The sequence below is a fragment of the Mesorhizobium sp. M0058 genome (assembly GCF_040323095.1).
Lineage (GTDB): Bacteria > Pseudomonadota > Alphaproteobacteria > Rhizobiales > Rhizobiaceae > Mesorhizobium.
Map to the genome: position 1 here is coordinate 245,216 of NZ_JAMYUQ010000010.1, position 17,056 is coordinate 262,271.

At 62.4% G+C, this 17,056-nt stretch carries 20 protein-coding genes; 9 read left to right on the forward strand and 11 right to left on the reverse strand.

All coding sequences use genetic code 11. The features are described 5' to 3' along the window. Window positions 1-255: 255 nt before the first annotated feature. The 7 genes from NKJ75_RS19315 to NKJ75_RS19345 form a co-directional block, all read right to left on the reverse strand. Window positions 256-1,059, reverse strand: coding sequence for a DUF72 domain-containing protein (locus tag NKJ75_RS19315; protein ID WP_023834139.1), 804 nt, complete (start codon window positions 1,057-1,059; stop codon window positions 256-258). Between the two features lie 28 nt (window positions 1,060-1,087). Further along, complete coding sequence (locus NKJ75_RS19320) at window positions 1,088-1,552, reverse strand: GNAT family N-acetyltransferase (protein ID WP_352500043.1); 465 nt, start codon at window positions 1,550-1,552, stop codon at window positions 1,088-1,090. Window positions 1,553-1,586: 34 nt separating this feature from the next. Further along, on the reverse strand, window positions 1,587-4,508 hold the full coding sequence (gene uvrA / locus NKJ75_RS19325) for an excinuclease ABC subunit UvrA (RefSeq protein WP_352500044.1): 2,922 nt from the start codon (window positions 4,506-4,508) through the stop codon (window positions 1,587-1,589). Window positions 4,509-5,291: 783 nt separating this feature from the next. Continuing rightward, complete coding sequence (locus NKJ75_RS19330) at window positions 5,292-5,513, reverse strand: hypothetical protein (RefSeq protein WP_032891865.1); 222 nt, start codon at window positions 5,511-5,513, stop codon at window positions 5,292-5,294. A 146-nt stretch (window positions 5,514-5,659) separates the two neighbouring features. Further along, window positions 5,660-6,268 (reverse strand): ATP-dependent Clp protease proteolytic subunit, encoded by a 609-nt coding sequence (locus NKJ75_RS19335; protein WP_023693387.1) that lies wholly within the window; start codon window positions 6,266-6,268, stop codon window positions 5,660-5,662. A 29-nt stretch (window positions 6,269-6,297) separates the two neighbouring features. Next, on the reverse strand, window positions 6,298-6,765 hold the full coding sequence (locus NKJ75_RS19340) for an SRPBCC family protein (protein ID WP_352500045.1): 468 nt from the start codon (window positions 6,763-6,765) through the stop codon (window positions 6,298-6,300). Beyond that, window positions 6,762-7,076: an ArsR/SmtB family transcription factor gene (locus NKJ75_RS19345; RefSeq protein WP_023670944.1), complete on the reverse strand. Its 315-nt coding sequence runs from the start codon at window positions 7,074-7,076 to the stop codon at window positions 6,762-6,764. The genes NKJ75_RS19340 and NKJ75_RS19345 overlap by 4 nt, the downstream gene beginning before the upstream one ends. A 133-nt stretch (window positions 7,077-7,209) precedes the next feature. On the opposite strand from NKJ75_RS19345, the gene NKJ75_RS19350 reads away from it, so the two are divergent. The 4 genes from NKJ75_RS19350 to NKJ75_RS19365 all read left to right on the forward strand — a co-directional run bounded on the left by NKJ75_RS19350 (window position 7,210) and on the right by NKJ75_RS19365 (window position 9,242). Then, complete coding sequence (locus tag NKJ75_RS19350; protein ID WP_352500046.1) at window positions 7,210-7,611, forward strand: ABC transporter ATP-binding protein; 402 nt, start codon at window positions 7,210-7,212, stop codon at window positions 7,609-7,611. 210 nt (window positions 7,612-7,821) lie between these two features. Next, window positions 7,822-8,358, forward strand: a complete 537-nt coding sequence (gene ssb, locus NKJ75_RS19355) for a single-stranded DNA-binding protein (protein WP_023746156.1) — start codon at window positions 7,822-7,824, stop codon at window positions 8,356-8,358. Between the two features lie 37 nt (window positions 8,359-8,395). Continuing rightward, window positions 8,396-8,794 (forward strand): DUF2306 domain-containing protein, encoded by a 399-nt coding sequence (locus tag NKJ75_RS19360; RefSeq protein WP_023752202.1) that lies wholly within the window; start codon window positions 8,396-8,398, stop codon window positions 8,792-8,794. 22 nt (window positions 8,795-8,816) lie between these two features. Further along, window positions 8,817-9,242, forward strand: coding sequence for an OsmC family protein (locus NKJ75_RS19365; protein WP_023693390.1), 426 nt, complete (start codon window positions 8,817-8,819; stop codon window positions 9,240-9,242). A 59-nt stretch (window positions 9,243-9,301) separates the two neighbouring features. Here NKJ75_RS19365 and NKJ75_RS19370 read toward each other — a convergent pair whose 3' ends face one another. The 3 genes from NKJ75_RS19370 to NKJ75_RS19380 all read right to left on the reverse strand — a co-directional run bounded on the left by NKJ75_RS19370 (window position 9,302) and on the right by NKJ75_RS19380 (window position 10,985). Beyond that, window positions 9,302-9,931: a MarC family protein gene (locus NKJ75_RS19370; protein WP_023670949.1), complete on the reverse strand. Its 630-nt coding sequence runs from the start codon at window positions 9,929-9,931 to the stop codon at window positions 9,302-9,304. A 106-nt stretch (window positions 9,932-10,037) separates the two neighbouring features. Beyond that, window positions 10,038-10,415: a VOC family protein gene (locus tag NKJ75_RS19375; protein ID WP_023700788.1), complete on the reverse strand. Its 378-nt coding sequence runs from the start codon at window positions 10,413-10,415 to the stop codon at window positions 10,038-10,040. Window positions 10,416-10,448: 33 nt separating this feature from the next. After that, complete coding sequence (locus NKJ75_RS19380) at window positions 10,449-10,985, reverse strand: hypothetical protein (RefSeq protein ID WP_352500047.1); 537 nt, start codon at window positions 10,983-10,985, stop codon at window positions 10,449-10,451. Window positions 10,986-11,072: 87 nt separating this feature from the next. Between NKJ75_RS19380 and NKJ75_RS19385 the strand changes: the two genes are divergently transcribed. Together NKJ75_RS19385 and gyrA are read left to right on the forward strand one after the other, a co-directional pair. Continuing rightward, window positions 11,073-11,924, forward strand: a complete 852-nt coding sequence (locus NKJ75_RS19385; protein ID WP_352500048.1) for a helix-turn-helix transcriptional regulator — start codon at window positions 11,073-11,075, stop codon at window positions 11,922-11,924. A gap of 223 nt (window positions 11,925-12,147) precedes the next feature. Beyond that, window positions 12,148-14,937 (forward strand): DNA gyrase subunit A, encoded by a 2,790-nt coding sequence (gene gyrA / locus NKJ75_RS19390; RefSeq protein WP_023696506.1) that lies wholly within the window; start codon window positions 12,148-12,150, stop codon window positions 14,935-14,937. 56 nt (window positions 14,938-14,993) lie between these two features. Here the strand turns inward: gyrA and NKJ75_RS19395 are convergent, their stop codons facing one another. Continuing rightward, the gene (locus NKJ75_RS19395; RefSeq protein ID WP_023670953.1) at window positions 14,994-15,140 is read right to left on the reverse strand and encodes a hypothetical protein; all 147 of its coding nucleotides are present in this window, start codon (window positions 15,138-15,140) and stop codon (window positions 14,994-14,996) included. Window positions 15,141-15,334: 194 nt separating this feature from the next. On the opposite strand from NKJ75_RS19395, the gene coaD reads away from it, so the two are divergent. The 3 genes from coaD to NKJ75_RS19410 all read left to right on the forward strand — a co-directional run bounded on the left by coaD (window position 15,335) and on the right by NKJ75_RS19410 (window position 17,055). After that, complete coding sequence (coaD, locus tag NKJ75_RS19400; protein ID WP_023670954.1) at window positions 15,335-15,835, forward strand: pantetheine-phosphate adenylyltransferase; 501 nt, start codon at window positions 15,335-15,337, stop codon at window positions 15,833-15,835. Between the two features lie 169 nt (window positions 15,836-16,004). Further along, window positions 16,005-16,499, forward strand: coding sequence for a peptidylprolyl isomerase (locus NKJ75_RS19405; protein ID WP_245260126.1), 495 nt, complete (start codon window positions 16,005-16,007; stop codon window positions 16,497-16,499). 43 nt (window positions 16,500-16,542) lie between these two features. After that, window positions 16,543-17,055, forward strand: a complete 513-nt coding sequence (locus NKJ75_RS19410; protein WP_023696509.1) for a peptidylprolyl isomerase — start codon at window positions 16,543-16,545, stop codon at window positions 17,053-17,055. The last annotated feature ends 1 nt before the right edge of the window (window position 17,056 follow it).

Below are 17,056 nucleotides of genomic sequence, written 5' to 3' on the forward strand. Positions count from 1 at the left end.
GATGGAGGTATCGATAAGGTTACGATGCGCATAAGCTATCACGCTTCGGTTCATCGTAGCAATTCTGGGTTGAAACCGTTTTCAAGGGAAAGCGCTGACCGCTTTCCCGGGAAAACCGTTCCACACTTTTCCTGGAATTGCTCCTAATGCATGTCGCCCAGAAGTGTGCCGCGGTTCTGGGACAACGGCATGCATCAAGACAAAGACTTAAATCGCGTCGTATGAATCCGTTTCAGCGCGACGCGCTTTAACCGATCAGCTCACCCGCTTCATCAGCGCCATGGCGCCGAACGGCGCGCGCACCTTGCCCTCGGTGATGAAGTAGACGAACACATCGCGCGGTTTCACCGGCGCGTCGAAAGTCGGATCGGCGCGCCGCAGATCGGCCGGCTGCTTGCCTTGCGCCCAGGTCTTCACCCGCGCTGCCCATTCGTCCAGGCCATTCGGCGTATAGCAATCCGGATTGTCGTCGCTGCCGGTCTGCAGCCGCGCATAGATAAAATCGCCGGTGATGTCGGCGATACCAGGATATTTGGCATGGTCGGCATAGACGATTGCCGCCTTGTATTTGCGCGCCAGGCCCACAAATTCCGGCACGCTGAAACTGTCGTTGCGCACTTCCAGCGCATGGCGCAGCGCCACGCCATCCTGCTTTTCCGGCAGCAGCTTCAGGAAGGCCTCGAAATCGTCGGCGTCGAACTTTTTCGTCGGCGCGAACTGCCACAGGATCGGGCCCAGCTTGTCGCCCAGCGCGGCAACGCCGGAGCCGAGGAAGCGCGTCATGGACTCGCCGGCTTCGCCAAGCACGCGGCGGTTGGTGACGAAGCGATTGCCCTTCAGCGAATAGACGAAACCGTCCGGCGCCTCGCTCGCCCATTTGACGAAGGTCGGCTCCTTGAAGCTGGAATAGTAGGTGCCGTTGACCTCGATGCTCGGTACCTGGCGGGTGGCGTAACTCAGCTGTTTGGCCTTGGAAAGCTTGTCCGGGTAGAAGGACGTATCCCAGGGTTCGAAAGTCCAGCCGCCCATCCCGGCGCGGATCGTTCCTTGGCTGATCATCGTCTTCCTCCCAGTTCTAAAAATGCGGTCAGGCTATTTTTCCAACCGGTTTGATCATGTCGACCACGATCCATCCGGGACGGTGGGGATTGGCTCGGCGGCCCGTTTCGTGGAAGCCATAGGCCGTATAGATCTCGATGTTCCGCTCCATGCGCGAATTGGTGTAGAGCCGCACCTCCGGCACACCCCATAGCCCCGCCTGTTCCTGGGCGAAGTCGAGCAGCGCGGTACCGAGTTTCCTCCCCTGAAAAGGGGGGGAGACCGCGACGCTGAAGATCATCGCATGATCGGGGTGGCGCTCAATAACGATCAGCCCGGCGAGTTCCGCGCCGCTCTCCAAGAGCCAGACCTCGCCACGCTCGATGCGTGGCGCATAGTCCTCGGTGACTGGGATCGGCGGCGCGCCGAACAAGGGCGTGTAGTGCTCATAGGCGGTCTGCGTCAGCGAGACGACTCCGTCGAGATCACCGGCAAGCGCCTGTCGGACTGTCATTCAAAGCTCTCCAGGCGCCCGACCGGTCTGTCAGTTACTCCGCCGCTTCGCGCTTGCCTCCGGGCCGCCGCTCCAAAAGCTCCTTCAGGAACTGGCCGGTGTAGCTGCGCTTTTCGCGCACGATCGCTTCCGGTGTGCCTTGTGCCACCAGTTCGCCACCGCCATCGCCGCCTTCGGGGCCGAGGTCGAGCACCCAGTCGGCGGTCTTGATGACTTCGAGATTGTGCTCGATGACCACCACCGTGTTGCCCTGGTCGACCAGTTCGTGAAGCACTTCCAGCAACTTGGCGACGTCGTGGAAGTGCAGGCCGGTGGTCGGCTCGTCGAGGATGTAGAGCGTCTTGCCGGTCGCCTTGCGCGACAATTCCTTGGCGAGCTTGATGCGCTGCGCCTCGCCGCCCGACAGCGTCGTCGCCTGCTGGCCGATATGGATGTAGCCGAGGCCGACCTGCTTCAGCGTCTCCAACTTGTCGCGCACCCCGGGCACGGCGGCAAAGAAATCGACGCCTTCCTCGACCGTCATGTCCAGGACGTCGGCGATCGACTTGCCCTTGAACAGGACGTCGAGCGTCTCGCGGTTGTAGCGCTTGCCGTGGCAGACGTCGCACGTGACGTAGACGTCGGGCAGGAAGTGCATCTCGATCTTGATGACGCCATCGCCCTGGCAGGCCTCGCAGCGGCCGCCCTTCACGTTGAAGGAGAAGCGGCCCGGCTGATAGCCGCGGGCCTTGGCCTCGGGCAACCCGGCAAACCAGTCGCGGATCGGTGTGAAGGCGCCGGTGTAGGTGGCCGGGTTCGAACGCGGTGTGCGGCCGATCGGCGACTGGTCGATGTCGATGACCTTGTCGAGGAATTCGAGGCCCTCGATGCGGTCGTGATCGGCCGGATGCTCGCGCGAGCCCATGATGCGGCGCGACGCCGCCTTGAACAGCGTCTCGATCAGGAAGGTCGATTTGCCGCCGCCAGACACGCCGGTGACGGCGGTGAAGGTGCCGAGCGGGATTTCGGCAGTGACGTTCTTGAGATTGTTGCCGCGCGCGCCGACGATCTTCAGCCGGCGGTTTTTCTTGGCCTCGCGCCTGACACCGGGCGTGGCGACTTCGAGCGCGCCCGACAGATATTTACCGGTGATCGAGTTGGGATTGGCCATCACCTGCTGCGGCGTGCCCTGGGCGATGATCTCGCCGCCATGAATGCCGGCGGCCGGACCCATGTCGACGACGTAATCGGCATGCAGGATGGCGTCCTCGTCATGCTCGACGACGATCACCGTGTTGCCGATGTCGCGCAGATGCTTGAGCGTGTCGAGCAGGCGGGCATTATCGCGCTGGTGCAGGCCGATCGACGGCTCATCCAGCACATAGAGCACGCCAGTGAGGCCGGAGCCGATCTGCGACGCCAGACGAATGCGCTGGCTCTCGCCGCCCGACAGCGTGCCGGAATTGCGCGACAGCGTCAGATAGTCGAGGCCGACATCGTTGAGGAAGCGCAGGCGGTCACGGATTTCCTTGAGAACGCGCACCGCGATCTCGTTCTGCTGGTCGTTGAGATGTGGCGGCAGTTCGGTGAACCACTGGTCGGCCTTGCGGATCGACAGCTCTGTGACTTCGCCGATATGCTTGCCGGCGATCTTCACCGCCAGCGCTTCCGGCTTCAGCCGGTATCCCTTGCAGACCGGGCAGGGCGTCGCCGACATGAAGCGCTCGATCTCCTCGCGCATCCAGGCGGATTCGGTTTCCTTCCACCGCCGTTCGAGATTGGGAATGACGCCCTCGAACGTCTTGGTGGTCTTGTAGGAGCGCAGGCCGTCATCATATTGGAAGGTGACCTCGCGCTCGCCGGTGCCACGCAGGACGGCATCCTTTGCCTCTTCGGTCAGGTCTTTGAACTTGTCGCCGAGCTTGAAGCCATAGGCTTTGCCCAGCGCTTCCAGCGTCTGGGCGTAATAGGGTGAGGTCGACTTCGCCCACGGGCTGACGGCGCCGTCGCGCAGCGAGACGTTTTCGTCCGGCACGATCAGGCTGGCGTCGATGGCGCGCTGGTTGCCGAGGCCGTCGCAGGTCGGGCAGGCGCCGAACGGGTTGTTGAACGAGAACAGCCTGGGCTCGATCTCCGGAATGGTGAAGCCGGAAACCGGGCAGGCGAATTTTTCCGAGAACAGGATGCGCTCATGCGTCTCGTTCTTCGATTTGTTGACCGAGTCCTCGCCGGTCTGGCTGGCGTCGAGCGGCCGGTCGGCGAACTCGGCCACCGCCAGCCCTTCCGCCAGCTTGAGCGCCGTTTCGATGGAATCGGCAAGCCGTGTCGCCAGGTCGCCGCGCACGACGATGCGGTCGACGACGACATCGATGTCGTGCTTGTACTTCTTGTCCAACGCCGGCACATCGGCGATCTCATAGAAGACGCCGTCGACCTTGACGCGCTGAAAGCCCTTCTTCTGCAGCTCCAGCAGTTCCTTGCGATACTCACCCTTGCGGCCGCGCACGATCGGCGCCAGCAGGAAAAGGCGCGTGCCTTCCTCGACCGACAGCACCCGGTCGACCATCTGTGAAACCGTCTGGCTCTCGATCGGCAGGCCGGTCGCCGGCGAATAGGGGATGCCGACGCGCGCGAACAGCAAGCGCATGTAGTCGTAGATCTCGGTGACGGTGCCGACCGTCGAACGCGGGTTCTTCGACGTGGTCTTCTGCTCGATCGAGATGGCCGGCGACAGGCCGTCGATCTGGTCGACATCCGGCTTCTGCATCATTTCGAGGAACTGGCGCGCATAAGCCGACAGGCTCTCGACGTAACGGCGCTGGCCCTCGGCATAGATGGTGTCGAAAGCAAGCGACGATTTGCCGGAGCCCGACAGGCCGGTCATGACGATCAGGCTGTCACGCGGCAGGTCGAGATCGACATTCTTCAGGTTGTGTTCGCGTGCCCCGCGAATGGAAAGGTATTTATGGTCGGCCATCGCCGGTCGCCGCCTCAGGTCTGGTGTCAGTGGGATCGGCGGGTTTTCCCGGCCATTCCCTATGTAGGTATTTTTGCCGCCACGTCGAGAGACGCCACACTTCTCGACCAAAGCCGTTTAACCGTCTTTCGCGCGAAGGGGCAAGCGGAAAGAACAAAGACCGAACACGCTCCTGACAAAGCTGTGCAGAAACTGACAAGGGTGTTTCAGAAACTGACCCTGACGTAAGCTCCCGACGATCACATTTTCCGTAACCGGCTATTCAAGGTTGACGTCGTCGAATCGGGGGCGCACTCTGCCGGAGTCAACGGAGCCGGCCGTCTTTGATGGCCTCGCCGCCCATAGCGGCCTGCGAGACGCCGCAGGTTTTTGCGATTTGTGCTTCGGATTGACACCTGTCGCAACGGACATAGGAGCGGAGCATGACGCCACCGGATAGTCCCTTGAGGCTCCACCTGCTGGTGGAGCCGCGGCGGGCATAAGTGCCAGGTAGTTTCAAGGCATTGGAGTGTATGCGTCCAAACGAACGCATCGCGTCAGTCCAACAAACCACCCGACAAACCGTGACCTGCCGAATCCCACAAAAATCAGAGACGGCTAGTCGGATCGTCGGCTGAATGCCGCGAAGCATCCGAAATCAAAGTCGGTATAACACTACCGGCAGTTTGGATTTGGAATCCAAAAAAAGCCCCGACCGTTAGCGGAAGCAACGGCGGGGCTGTTCTTTTGCGAGGAAGTCGTCGGCGCAGGCTTTCTCTCCCGTATAGTAGCTGGGAGAAGGGGCTACCGGCGCGGCGGCTTGATCCCACCCGTGCCGACATCGACAGTGATGCTGCCGGAAATCCTGACATCGGTGTCGCCGATCTTGAACGTGCCGTTCTCGCCGGCAGGCAGCGCGTCGTCCGGCTCCGGCTGCGGCGCGGGCTTGGCGATGCGGTAGTCGCCGGTCACGCCGGGCAGGGCGCCTTTCCGCGACGTGCTGGTGCTGCCCCCGGCAAAGGCCATGCTCGATGTCGCCGCCGTGATGGCAATGGCTATGGTCAGTCTGTTCAGGTGGTAGCGCATGGCAAGACTATAGTGCCGCGCTCAAGGCGAGGCCAGACCAGCGGCGTTGAAATTGAGGGAACACCGGCCTGCATTCAATCCGCCGATCAGGCCGCCTCCTTTTTGCGGGTGTCGAACACATGGTCGACGAGGCCCCACTCCTTGGCCTCCTTGGCGGTCATGAAGAAATCGCGGTCGAGCGTGCGTTCGACCTCTTCATAGGTGCGGCCGCAATGTTGCGCATACAGTTCCGTCATGTGCCGTTTGGTGCGCAAAATGCCTTCGGCATGGCGCTGGATGTCGGAGGCCTGGCCCTGGAAGCCGCCCAGAGGCTGGTGCAGCACGATGCTGGCGTTGGGGAGCGCGATGCGCCGGCCCGGCGTTCCCGCCATCAGCAGGAACGAGGCCATCGAGGCGGCAAAGCCCATGCACACCGTCGATACCGGGCAACTGACAAATTGCATCGTGTCGTAGATGGCGAAGCCGCTGGTAACCACGCCGCCCGGCGAGTTGATGTAAAGCGAGATCTCCTTGTCGGGGTTTTCGGATTCCAGCGACAGGAGCTGGGCGCAGACCAGCGCCGACATGCCGTCATTGATCTCGCCATTGACGAAGATGATGCGCTCGCGCAGCAGCCGCGAGAAAATGTCGAAGGCGCGTTCGCCGCGGCTCGATTGCTCGATCACCATCGGCACCAGATTGGCAAAGCCGCTCATCTCATTGTCTCCGTTTTGATTTTTCCGGTTCAGGCAGCGCGCAGCAACAGGCGTGGCGCGTTGGCGGCGACAGGCGGTTTGGGCTTGTATGCGCGCAGCCAGAGCCGGCAGCCGGCGCCGGCCATCGCGACCGCAGGCGTCAGGACAAGCCCGTCATGGACGATGCGCAGATGCGTGCCGCCGGAAACGGTGCGGGCGAGTGTGAAGGTGACGATGCTCTCCAGCTCCTCGCGGTCGGCGTCGCCGGAACGCTCGCGCCAGGAATAGCGCAGCAGGCGCCCCGGTTCGGCATCGAGCACTTCGCACTCGATCGGCTTCTCAGGCCCGGCAAAGGCAAAGCGGCTGCCGGTTTCCGGATTGATGTCGTTCGGCATCATCCATTCCGCCAAGAGGTCCGGCACGGTCAGTGCCCGCCACACTTTTTCCGGTGCGTCCGGCAGATCGCATTCGAAGGCGAGGGCATCTTTGGCGGTCTGCGTCTGCTTTTCGTCGGTCATTGGTCCATGTCCTTCAAAACGGCCTTCAGTCTTTCGATGCGCTCCGGCCAAAATGCGCGGTAGCGTTCGATCCAGCCGAGCAGCGGCTCGAGCCCTTGCGGATCGGCGCGATAGTAGGCGTTGCGGCCGGCGCGTCTTTCGCTGACCAGGCCTGCGCCGCGCAGCACGGCAAGGTGCTGCGACACCGCCGGCTGCGACACGCTCATGCCGGTGCGCAACTCCGACACGCTCATCTCGCCGGAAGTCAGCCGCTCGTAGACGGCGCGTCGCGTCGGGTCGGCCAGGGCGCGAAAAATCTCTGCTTCGATCATGGCAAAAGCATAAGTCGATACTTATCGATTTGGCAAGGGGTGTTTTGAATGCCGCGTATTGATTGGATCCTGCCGGGCCTCTAAGCCGTGGGGAACAAGATGGGCCGATCATCGCGAGGCAGGAGTAGTATTTATGAATTCCAACGTCGATCTTTCGTCCGCCGAGAACCTCAACGAGGCTCTGAGGCTCTATCGCCGCCTCGTACTCGGTATAGGAGCGATCGCCGTCATCGGTTTCGTGGCCGTGACCTTGTTGGCCAAGCTGGGTACGGCGCTATCGCCGCCATACGGGATTTACATCTTCGGCGAAGGATTGGGGACCTGGGGCCTGATCGCGGTGGTAGCGGCGCTCGTCGCTCAGGTGTGGTGGCACGGGCGCGCGATCGGGAAATTGCTGAATGACCCGGCTCTGAAATCTGAACCTGCAGTCGGGCTGATGTCGGCGCCAACCGTGATCGCACAGCGCGCCCATGGCATGGGCATGGAGTGGAGCGGCTTTTTCGGTCCGTTGCGACCAGTTAAAAAACGGCGCTGACGACACCGCTTCTCGCCCCTGCGTGTCAGCTAAATCCACGCGCCCGCGTCGGCGATTGCTGCCATTCCTTGACAATCCGTGGATAACAGTATAGGAACGAAAAGGGAACAAAAACCTTGTGGGAAAAGCCAGCCGCGGCAAGCCAGGATTGTCCGCGGCCTGTAAGGTGAACGACTTGATATTTGTTTCGGATGAGCGCGGAGAATTGTCATGGCGGGTAGCGTCAACAAGGTCATTCTGGTCGGCAACCTCGGCGCGGACCCTGAAATCCGCCGCCTGAATTCTGGTGACCCGGTCGTCAACATCCGCATCGCCACGTCGGAAAGCTGGCGCGACAAGAACTCCGGCGAGCGCAAGGAAAAGACCGAATGGCACAACGTGGTCATTTTCAATGACCAGATCGCCAAGGTCGCCGAGCAGTACCTGAAGAAGGGCATGAAGGTTTACGTCGAAGGCCAGCTGCAGACACGCAAATGGCAGGATCAGACCGGCGCCGACAAGTATACGACCGAAGTCGTGTTGCAGAAATTCCGCGGCGAGCTGCAGATGCTCGATTCTCGCGGCGAGGGCGGCGGTCAGGTCGGCAACTATGCCGCCGGCGGCGGCAGCGCGAGCCGTGGCTCGGATTTCGGCCAGTCTGGCCCCAATGAGAGCTTCAACCGCGGCGGCAACAGCGGTGGCGGCGGTTCCAAGGGCGGCGGTGGCGGCGGCTCGTCGCGCGAACTGGACGACGAAATCCCGTTCTGAGCTGACGGTAGTCAGCGATATCTGAGGAGAGGGCGCGATGTCGCTCGGACCGCTTCTATCGGCGCGCCCTCCCATTCCATGGCACGCCTTCGCGGCCCTTGCCGCGCTGGCCATTGGCGCTACGCAACTGGCGCTGCCGAAAGGCACGACGCGTCATCGTGTCGTCGGCTATACCTGGGCGGCGCTGATGCTGGTCGTCGCCATCTCCAGTTTCTGGATCCAGCAGATACGCCTCGTCGGTCCGTTCAGCCCGATCCATCTCTTGTCGATTTTAGTGTTGATCGCCGTGCCGCTGGCGGTCTGGCACGCGCATATGCATCGGGTCGCCAAACATCGCAGGGTCATGATATCGCTGTATGTTTTCGCCCTGATCGGCGCCGGCGTGTTCACGCTGCTGCCGGGGCGGATCATGCACACGGTCGTCTTCGGCCAGTGACGCTTTCTGAAGGAAGATTGCCGTGAAAGCACGGATCAAATGGGTCGAGGAGCGCACCTTCGTCGGCGAGTCCGGCAGCGGCCACAAGGTTGTGCTGGGAACCGCCTCCGGGCCGGAAGGCAAGACGCCGGGTCCGAGCCCGATGGAACTGGTGCTGATCGGCACCGGCGGCTGCTCGGCCTATGATGTCGTCCACATCCTCGAAAAAGGCCGCGAGGCGATCGAGGACTGTGTTGTCGAACTCGACGCCGACCGGGCCGAAACCGACCCCAAAGTCTTCACCCGCATCCACATGCATTTCATCGTCACGGGCCACGCGCTGTCGCGCGACAAGGTCCAGCGCGCCATCAACCTGTCGATCGAGAAATACTGCTCGGCCTCGGCCATGCTGGCCAAGACGGCTGTCATCACCCACGATTTCGAGGTCGTCGATACGGCGGTGGAGTAGGGAGCAGGGAGCAGGGAGCAGGGAGCAGGGAGCAGGGAGCAGGGAGCAGGGGCTGCCGTTCACCCCGCCATCAGCGCCTTGATCCCATCCGCGACGAACTGAACCGCAAGCGCGGCCAGGATGACGCCGAGCAGGCGGGTGAGGATCGAGCGGCCGGTCTGGCCGAGGATGCGGTCGATGCGCTCCGACAGCACGAACACCAGATAGGTGATGGCAAGGCAGACGAAGATGATGCCGACCAGCGCCGCTTGTGCTGCAAAACCCTGAAACGAGCCCGACAGTAGCACGGTCGCCGAAATCGCACCGGGGCCGGCGATCAGCGGGATCGCCAGCGGGAAGGCCGCGATGTTGTGGATCATGTCCTTGGTGATGGCAACGTCGCCGATCTTCTCCTTGCGGTCCTGGCGGCGCTCAAACACCATTTCGAACGCGATGAAGAACAGCAAAAACCCGCCGGCGACGCGGAAAGCCGGCAGCGTGATGCCGAACACCGACAGGATGGACGCCCCGGCCACCGCAAACAGCGCCATCACCAGGAAGCCGATGATCGAGGCGCGCACCGAAACCTGCTGACGTTCCTCGCGGTTCATGCCGCGTGTCACCGCGAGGAAGAGCGGCGCGAGACCTGGCGGGTCGATGGTCACCAGAATGGTGACGAAGGCGTTGAACAGGCTGTCGAAACTCGGCATCGCTGACCCCTCCCGCCGGGCCGGACCCCTGCGCCACGATAGTGGTAGAGCAAAGCCTGCCCGGTGGGAACCGTCTGAGATGCCGATACCGGAGACGCCGGCTATGTTAGGCGGCAGCGTTGCAATAGGCCTCCAGGCGATAGCCGTCGGGATCGACGATGAAGGCAGCGTAATAGTCCTCGCCATAGTCGGCGCGCAGGCCCGGCGCGCCATTGTCGCTGCCGCCTGCACGCAAGGCGGCGGCATGGAAGGCGACGACACTCTGCCTCGTCGGCGCGCTAAAGCAGAAATGCAGACCGAACTTCTCGTCCGATGGCACTGGCCGCTCCGCGTCGTTCACCCACAGCGCGACGGCTTGCGCACCATAACCCAGTGAGCCTGGCGACTGGCCGAGGCAAGAATAACCGAGCGGCTTTAGCGCGGCATCGTAGAAGGGCTTCGAAACGTTGGTGTCGCGGACACCGATCGAGACATGGTCAAGTATGTTTTTTCACCTTTTTTGCAATATGTTGCGTCATCAGTCCTGGGCGACGCGGCGCGCCAGGAACTCGACTTCGAGACGCCATGTCTTGCCATCGTCGTGCGAACGCTCGCCGAGCCAGCGGAAGCCGTCCTTGGTGATGCGCGAAAAGCTCCAGCGAACCGAGGAACCAGTGCCGTCGGCGCCGACCTGCACAATCGTGTCCCCTTCGGCGCGACCAAGCTGGCGGCTGTAGTATTGGTTGCGCGGGTCGCTCCAGAAGATGTGCCAGGCATCCGAGCCGGGATCATAGGCCCGCAGCGTTGTGCCATGGAAAGTCCATTTGCCGAGCGAGGGCGAGGGGCCGGCATCCCGTGCGGGCAGGATCCATACGTCCTGGATCGCCCTGCCTTCCAGGACCCAGCCGAAATGCACCTCGCCGCGTCCGGTGAAAACCGTGCCGTCCTCGAGATGGCGCGTGGCATCGAATGTCCAGGCGCCGACGAAGCGGCCGTAGAGATCCAGCTTTTCAGCCAGGCCGGGATTGGGGCCGTCGCTGTGGAGCGCTTCGGCAAAGGAGGATGTACCGATCATACTTGCTGCCTTCGTTGTGTCAGGAGGCTGCAAGCGATAGGCCCCGACCGGGTGTCGCGCTTGGGAAAAATTGCCATCTTTCAAGCCATGACGACGAGCGAACAAAAGCTGGCATCGGGGCAGGGCTGGCATGTCTGCGACGTGCTGTGCACGGCTGGCGCCGGCGACCGCCCGTTCGAGGAGGCGCACGACACCTTCTGCGTTGCCGCTGTCACCAGCGGCACCTTCCGCTACCGCACCAGCCAGGGCGCCGCCATGCTGGCGCCGGGCGCGATCCTGCTCGGCAATGTCGGCGCCTGCTATGAATGCGGGCATGAGCATGGCGCCGGCGACCGTTGCCTGTCCTTCCACTTCGCTCCGGCCTATCTCGACCGCATCGCCAGCGACGTGCCCGGCGCGAGCAAGCTCGCCTTCGGCGTGCCGCATCTGCCGCCCTTGCCGTCGCTCGCATCGCTGCTGGCCGAGGCCGAAGCGGCGCGGGAGACGGCCGATATCGACGCCTTCGAGGAGCTTGGCCTGCGAATTGCGGGCGCAGTACTGGCAGTTGCCGGCGCAGCACTGCCCGTCGCCAGCGATGCGGTGCCTGGCGTTCGACCGCCGAGCCGCCGCGACCAGAAACGGGTTGCCGAGGCGGTGCGGCAGATCGAGCTCAATGCCGACCGGCCGGTCTCGCTCACCGAGCTTGCCGGCGCGACGGCGACCAGCCCGTATCATTTCCTGCGCACATTCCGGCGGGTCGCCGGCATGACGCCCTATCAGTTTCTGCTGAGAACCCGGCTGCACCGCGCGGCGGTGCGGCTACGCATGTCAGGCGATGCCATCTCGGCAATCGCCTTCGGGGCCGGTTTCAACGATTTGTCGACGTTCAACCGCCGTTTCCGGCGCGTCATGGGTGAGACGCCTGGCCACTATCGCGCCGGGCGGGTGGCTACCCGCTGACGCGTCTGTCTGCCTCCAGATAAGCTCTTGGCTTGGAAAACTGTCCTTCGCAGGCTTTTGCCGCTGGCGGCGGCGAATGCGTTATGGCCAAATCGTCGCAATCAGAGGTATCCATTTGAATTTGCCACTGAAATCCTCATTGGAAAAGCACCACGAATATTGGAGTTTCGGCCGTGCTTCCTATATAAGCGGTCAGTGATTCCTGATTAGATTGTGATCCGATTTGACCGACCAAAAACCCCCGCGCGGCGCCGACGGCGGCCCTACCGGCATCGAGCCCATCTCCATCATCGAGGAGATGCAGAGCTCCTACCTCTCTTACGCCATGAGCGTCATCGTCAGCCGTGCGCTGCCCGATGTGCGCGACGGCCTGAAGCCGGTGCACCGCCGCATTCTCTATGCGGCGCATGAGAGCGGCTATCACTGGAACCGCAAATATGTGAAGTCGGCCCGCCCGGTCGCCGACGTGATGGGTAAATACCATCCGCATGGCGACGCCTCGATCTACGACGCCTTGGTGCGCATGGCGCAGGACTGGTCGCTGCGCGTGCCGCTGATCGACGGGCAGGGTAATTTCGGCTCCATCGACGGCGATCCGCCGGCGGCGATGCGCTACACCGAATCCCGGCTGACCAAGGTCGCGCATGAACTCTTGGAGGACATCGACAAGGAAACCGTCGATTTCCAGGAGACTTATGACGCATCCGACACCGAACCGAAGGTGCTGCCGGCCCGCTTCCCCAACCTTCTGGTCAACGGTTCCGGCGGCATTGCCGTCGGCATGGCCACCAACATTCCGCCGCACAATCTGGCCGAGATCTGCAACGGCGCCATCGCCATCATCGACAATCCGGCGATCGATTTGCCGGCGCTGATGGAGATCATTCCGGGTCCCGATTTCCCGACCGGCGGCATCGTGCTCGGCCGTTCCGGCATCTACAGCGCCTATGCGACTGGCCGTGGCTCCATCGTCATGCGCGGCAAGGTCAATGTCGAACAGCGCGGAAACGACCGTGAATCGATCATCATCACGGAAGTCCCGTACCAGGTGAACAAGGCCTCGATGATCGAGAAAATGGCCGAGCTGGTGCGCGACAAGCGCATCGAAGGCATTTCCGACATTCGCGACGAAAGCGACCGCCAGGGCTACCGCGTCGTCATCGAGCTGAAGCGCGACGCTGTCGCCGACGTCATTCTCAACCAGCTTTACCGGTTCACGCCGCTGCAGACCTCCTTCGGCGCCAATATGGTGGCGCTGAACGGCGGCAAGCCGGAAGTGATGAACCTGACCGACATGCTGAAGGCGTTTGTCAGCTTCCGCGAAGAGGTGATTAGCCGGCGCACGAAATTCCTGCTGCGCAAGGCGCGCGACCGCGCCCACGTGCTGGTCGGCCTCGCCATCGCCGTCGCCAACATCGACGAAGTGATCAAGCTGATCCGCACCGCGCCCGATCCGCAGACGGCGCGCGAGCAGTTGATGGAGCGGCGCTGGCCCTCCGGGGACGTGGAGTCATTGATTCTGCTTATCGACGATCCGCGCCATCGCATCAATGAGGATGGCACCTACAACCTCTCCGAGGAACAGGCGCGCGCAATCCTCGAACTGCGCCTGCAGCGCCTGACCGCGCTCGGCCGTGACGAAATCGCCGACGAGCTGAACACGATCGGCGACGAGATCAAGGATTACCTCGACATTCTGTCGTCCCGCGCCCGCATCCAGCAGATCGTCAAGGACGAGCTTGCCGCCGTGCGCGACGAGTTCGGCACGCCGCGCCGCACCGAGCTCACCGACGGCGGCGCCGACATGGAAGACGAGGACCTGATCCAGCGCGAGGACATGGTCGTCACCGTCAGCCATTCCGGCTACATCAAGCGCGTGCCGCTGTCGCTCTACCGGGCGCAACGCCGCGGCGGCAAGGGCCGCTCCGGTATGTCGACCAAGGAAGAGGATTTCGTCACCCGGCTGTTTGTGGCCAACACGCATACGCCGGTGCTGTTCTTCTCCTCGCGCGGCATCGTCTACAAGGAAAAGGTCTGGCGGCTGCCAATCGGCAATCCGCAGTCGCGCGGCAAGGCGCTGATCAACATGCTGCCGCTGGAGCAGGGCGAGCGCATCACCACCATCATGCCGCTGCCCGAGGACGAGACCAGCTGGGGCGAACTCGACGTCATGTTCGCCACCACGCGCGGCACCGTGCGCCGCAACAAGCTGTCCGAATTCGTCCAGGTCAACCGCAATGGCAAGATCGCCATGAAGCTGGAGGAGGAGGGCGACGAGATTCTCGGCGTCGAGACCTGCACAGACAATGACGATGTGCTTTTGACCGCCAGCTCCGGCCAGTGCATCCGCTTCCGCGTTGGCGATGTGCGCGTCTTCCAGAGCCGCAATTCGGTCGGCGTGCGCGGCATAAGCATGGCCGAGACCGACCGCATCATCTCCATGTCGGTGATCGAGCATGTCGATGCTTCACCGGCGGAACGCTCCGCCTACCTCAAGCGGGCAGCACTGGAGCGGCGGCTTGCCGCCGAGGTGACCGGCGAGGAAGAAGAGATTGCACTCACCAATGAGGAGATTGGCGAGGAGACCGAGCTTTCCGACAGCCGTTACGAAGAGCTCAAGGCGCATGAGCAGTATGTGCTGACGGTGACCGAATATGGCTACGGCAAGCGCTCGTCATCCTACGATTTCCGCCTGACCGGACGCGGCGGCAAAGGCATCCGCGCCACCGACGTGTCGAAGGTGGCCGAGATCGGCCAGCTGGTGGCGACTTTCCCGGTCGGCAATGACGACCAGATCATGCTGGTTTCGGATGGCGGCACGGTCATCCGGGTGCCGGTCAACGGTATCCGTTTCGCCAGCCGCGCCACCAAGGGCGTGACCATCTTCAACACCGCCGAAGGCGAGAAGGTGGTTTCGGTCGAACGGATTTCGGAGCCGCAGGCCGACGAGGATGTCGAAGAGGGTGTCATTGAGGCCGGCGCCGGAGATGCCGTACCGGACAGCACCGAATAGGTTTGAGCAACAACGCCGGCCCGATGGGCCGGCGCAAACAAGAAACTAGCAATAAATCAGGGGCGACGGTGGGGCCAGCGAGCGCCGAAACCTTCGAACCGCTTTGTGCGGACACGGACGCGCTCTGCCTCGCTATGCAATCCGAATGCGGTGGCGATCAGCATGGCGACGGTCATTGCGGTGGCGAGCATGTAGATCAGCATGTGCGTGTTCTCCTGCGCCTATCCAACGGTTAGATCGGGTTTTGGTTTCATCTTCCGAAGTGCAAACTAGCGAACGCGGCGTGAAGTCTTCGTGATCAAGGCATTCATCTGTCGTTCATGTCTGCGAAAAGGTTCACACAGATGTTCCCAATCGCATTTGCCTTCCGCCCAATGCCCCGCTAGAAGCACCTCCCATGACCGATCGCATCGCCCTTTATGCCGGCTCCTTCGACCCGCTGACCAACGGCCATCTCGATGTCCTGAAGGCATCGCTGGCTGTCGCCGACACGGTTTATGCGGCGATCGGCACTCACCCCGGCAAGACGCCGCTGTTTTCCTTCGACGAACGGGTGAAGCTGATCGAGGCCGCGACCAAGGCCGAATTCGGCCGCGACGGCGACCGTATCAAGGTCGTCGCCTTTGACGGGCTGGTCATCGACGCGGCCCGCAAGCATGGCGCCTCGATCATGATCCGCGGCCTGCGCGACGGCACCGATCTCGATTACGAGATGCAGATGGCCGGCATGAACGAGACCATGGCGCCGGAACTGCAGACGGTTTTTCTGCCCGCCAGCCCATCGGTACGCACCATTACCGCCACACTTGTGCGCCAGATAGCCTCGATGGGCGGAGACATCCGTCCCTTCGTACCGGCCGCCGTTGCCGGTGCGCTCACCGCCAAATTCGCGAAATAGTGCATGTCGCCCCAAAGTGGATGCCGGTTTTTGGGGCAACGACATGCACCCTAACAAAGACCTTCGGAGATCCCTTATGCAGCTGAAAAAGCTCGCCTCGTTCCTCGTCGTGCTTGCCGGTCTCGTGACCGCATCCGTTTCGGCCTTCGCCGCCGAACCGGAAAACACCATGGTCATCACCTTGAAGAACGGCGACGTCACCATCGCGCTACGCCCCGACCTGGCACCCAAGCATGTCGCGCAGATCAAGAAGCTGGTGCGTGAAGGCGCTTATAACGATGTCGCATTCCACCGGGTCATCAACGGCTTTATGGCGCAGACCGGCGACGTCAAGTTCGGCAACATGAAGAAGGGGTTCAGCCCCGAGGCCGTCGGCACCGGCGGTTCAGACCTGCCCGACCTGCCGGCCGAATTCTCGCAGAGCGAACATTTCAAGCGCGGCACGCTCGGCATGGCCCGCTCGCAGGACCCGAACTCCGCCAACTCGCAGTTCTTCATCATGTTCGCGCCGGCGCCGAACCTCGATGGCCAGTACACCATCGTTGGCAGTGTCGTCAGCGGCATGGAGCTGGTGGACAAGATCAAGAAGGGCGACGAGGCCGACAACGGCACGGTCAGCGAGCCCGACCGCATGATCAAGGTACGCATCGCCGCCGACAAGTAAACCAATCAAATCAATCTGTTTTCTGAGATAAAGGATATACGACATGGCTGAGATCAAGGACCGCGAGAACGCGCTCATCCTGGAAACGACCAAGGGCAAGGTCGTCATCGAACTGTTCCCCGATTTGGCTCCCGGCCACGTCGCCCGCATCAAGGAACTGGCCCGCGAAGGCGCCTATGACGGCGTGGTCTTCCACCGCGTCATCGAAGGCTTCATGGCGCAGACCGGCGACGTGAAGTTCGGCAATTCGTCGAAGCCGACCTTCGCGCCGTCGCGTGCGGGCATGGGCGGCTCGGAAAAGCCGGACCTGAAGGCTGAGTTCTCCAACGCCAACCATGGCCGCGGCACCTGCTCGATGGCCCGTTCGCAGAACCCGAACTCGGCCAATTCGCAGTTCTTCATCTGCTTCGACGATGCCGCCTTCCTCAACCGCCAGTACACGGTCTGGGGCCAGGTCATCGAAGGCATGGACAATGTCGACAAGATCAAGCGCGGCGAGCCGGTGGTCGATCCCGACAAGATCGTGTCGCTGAAGGTCGCGGCCGACGTCAAGTAAG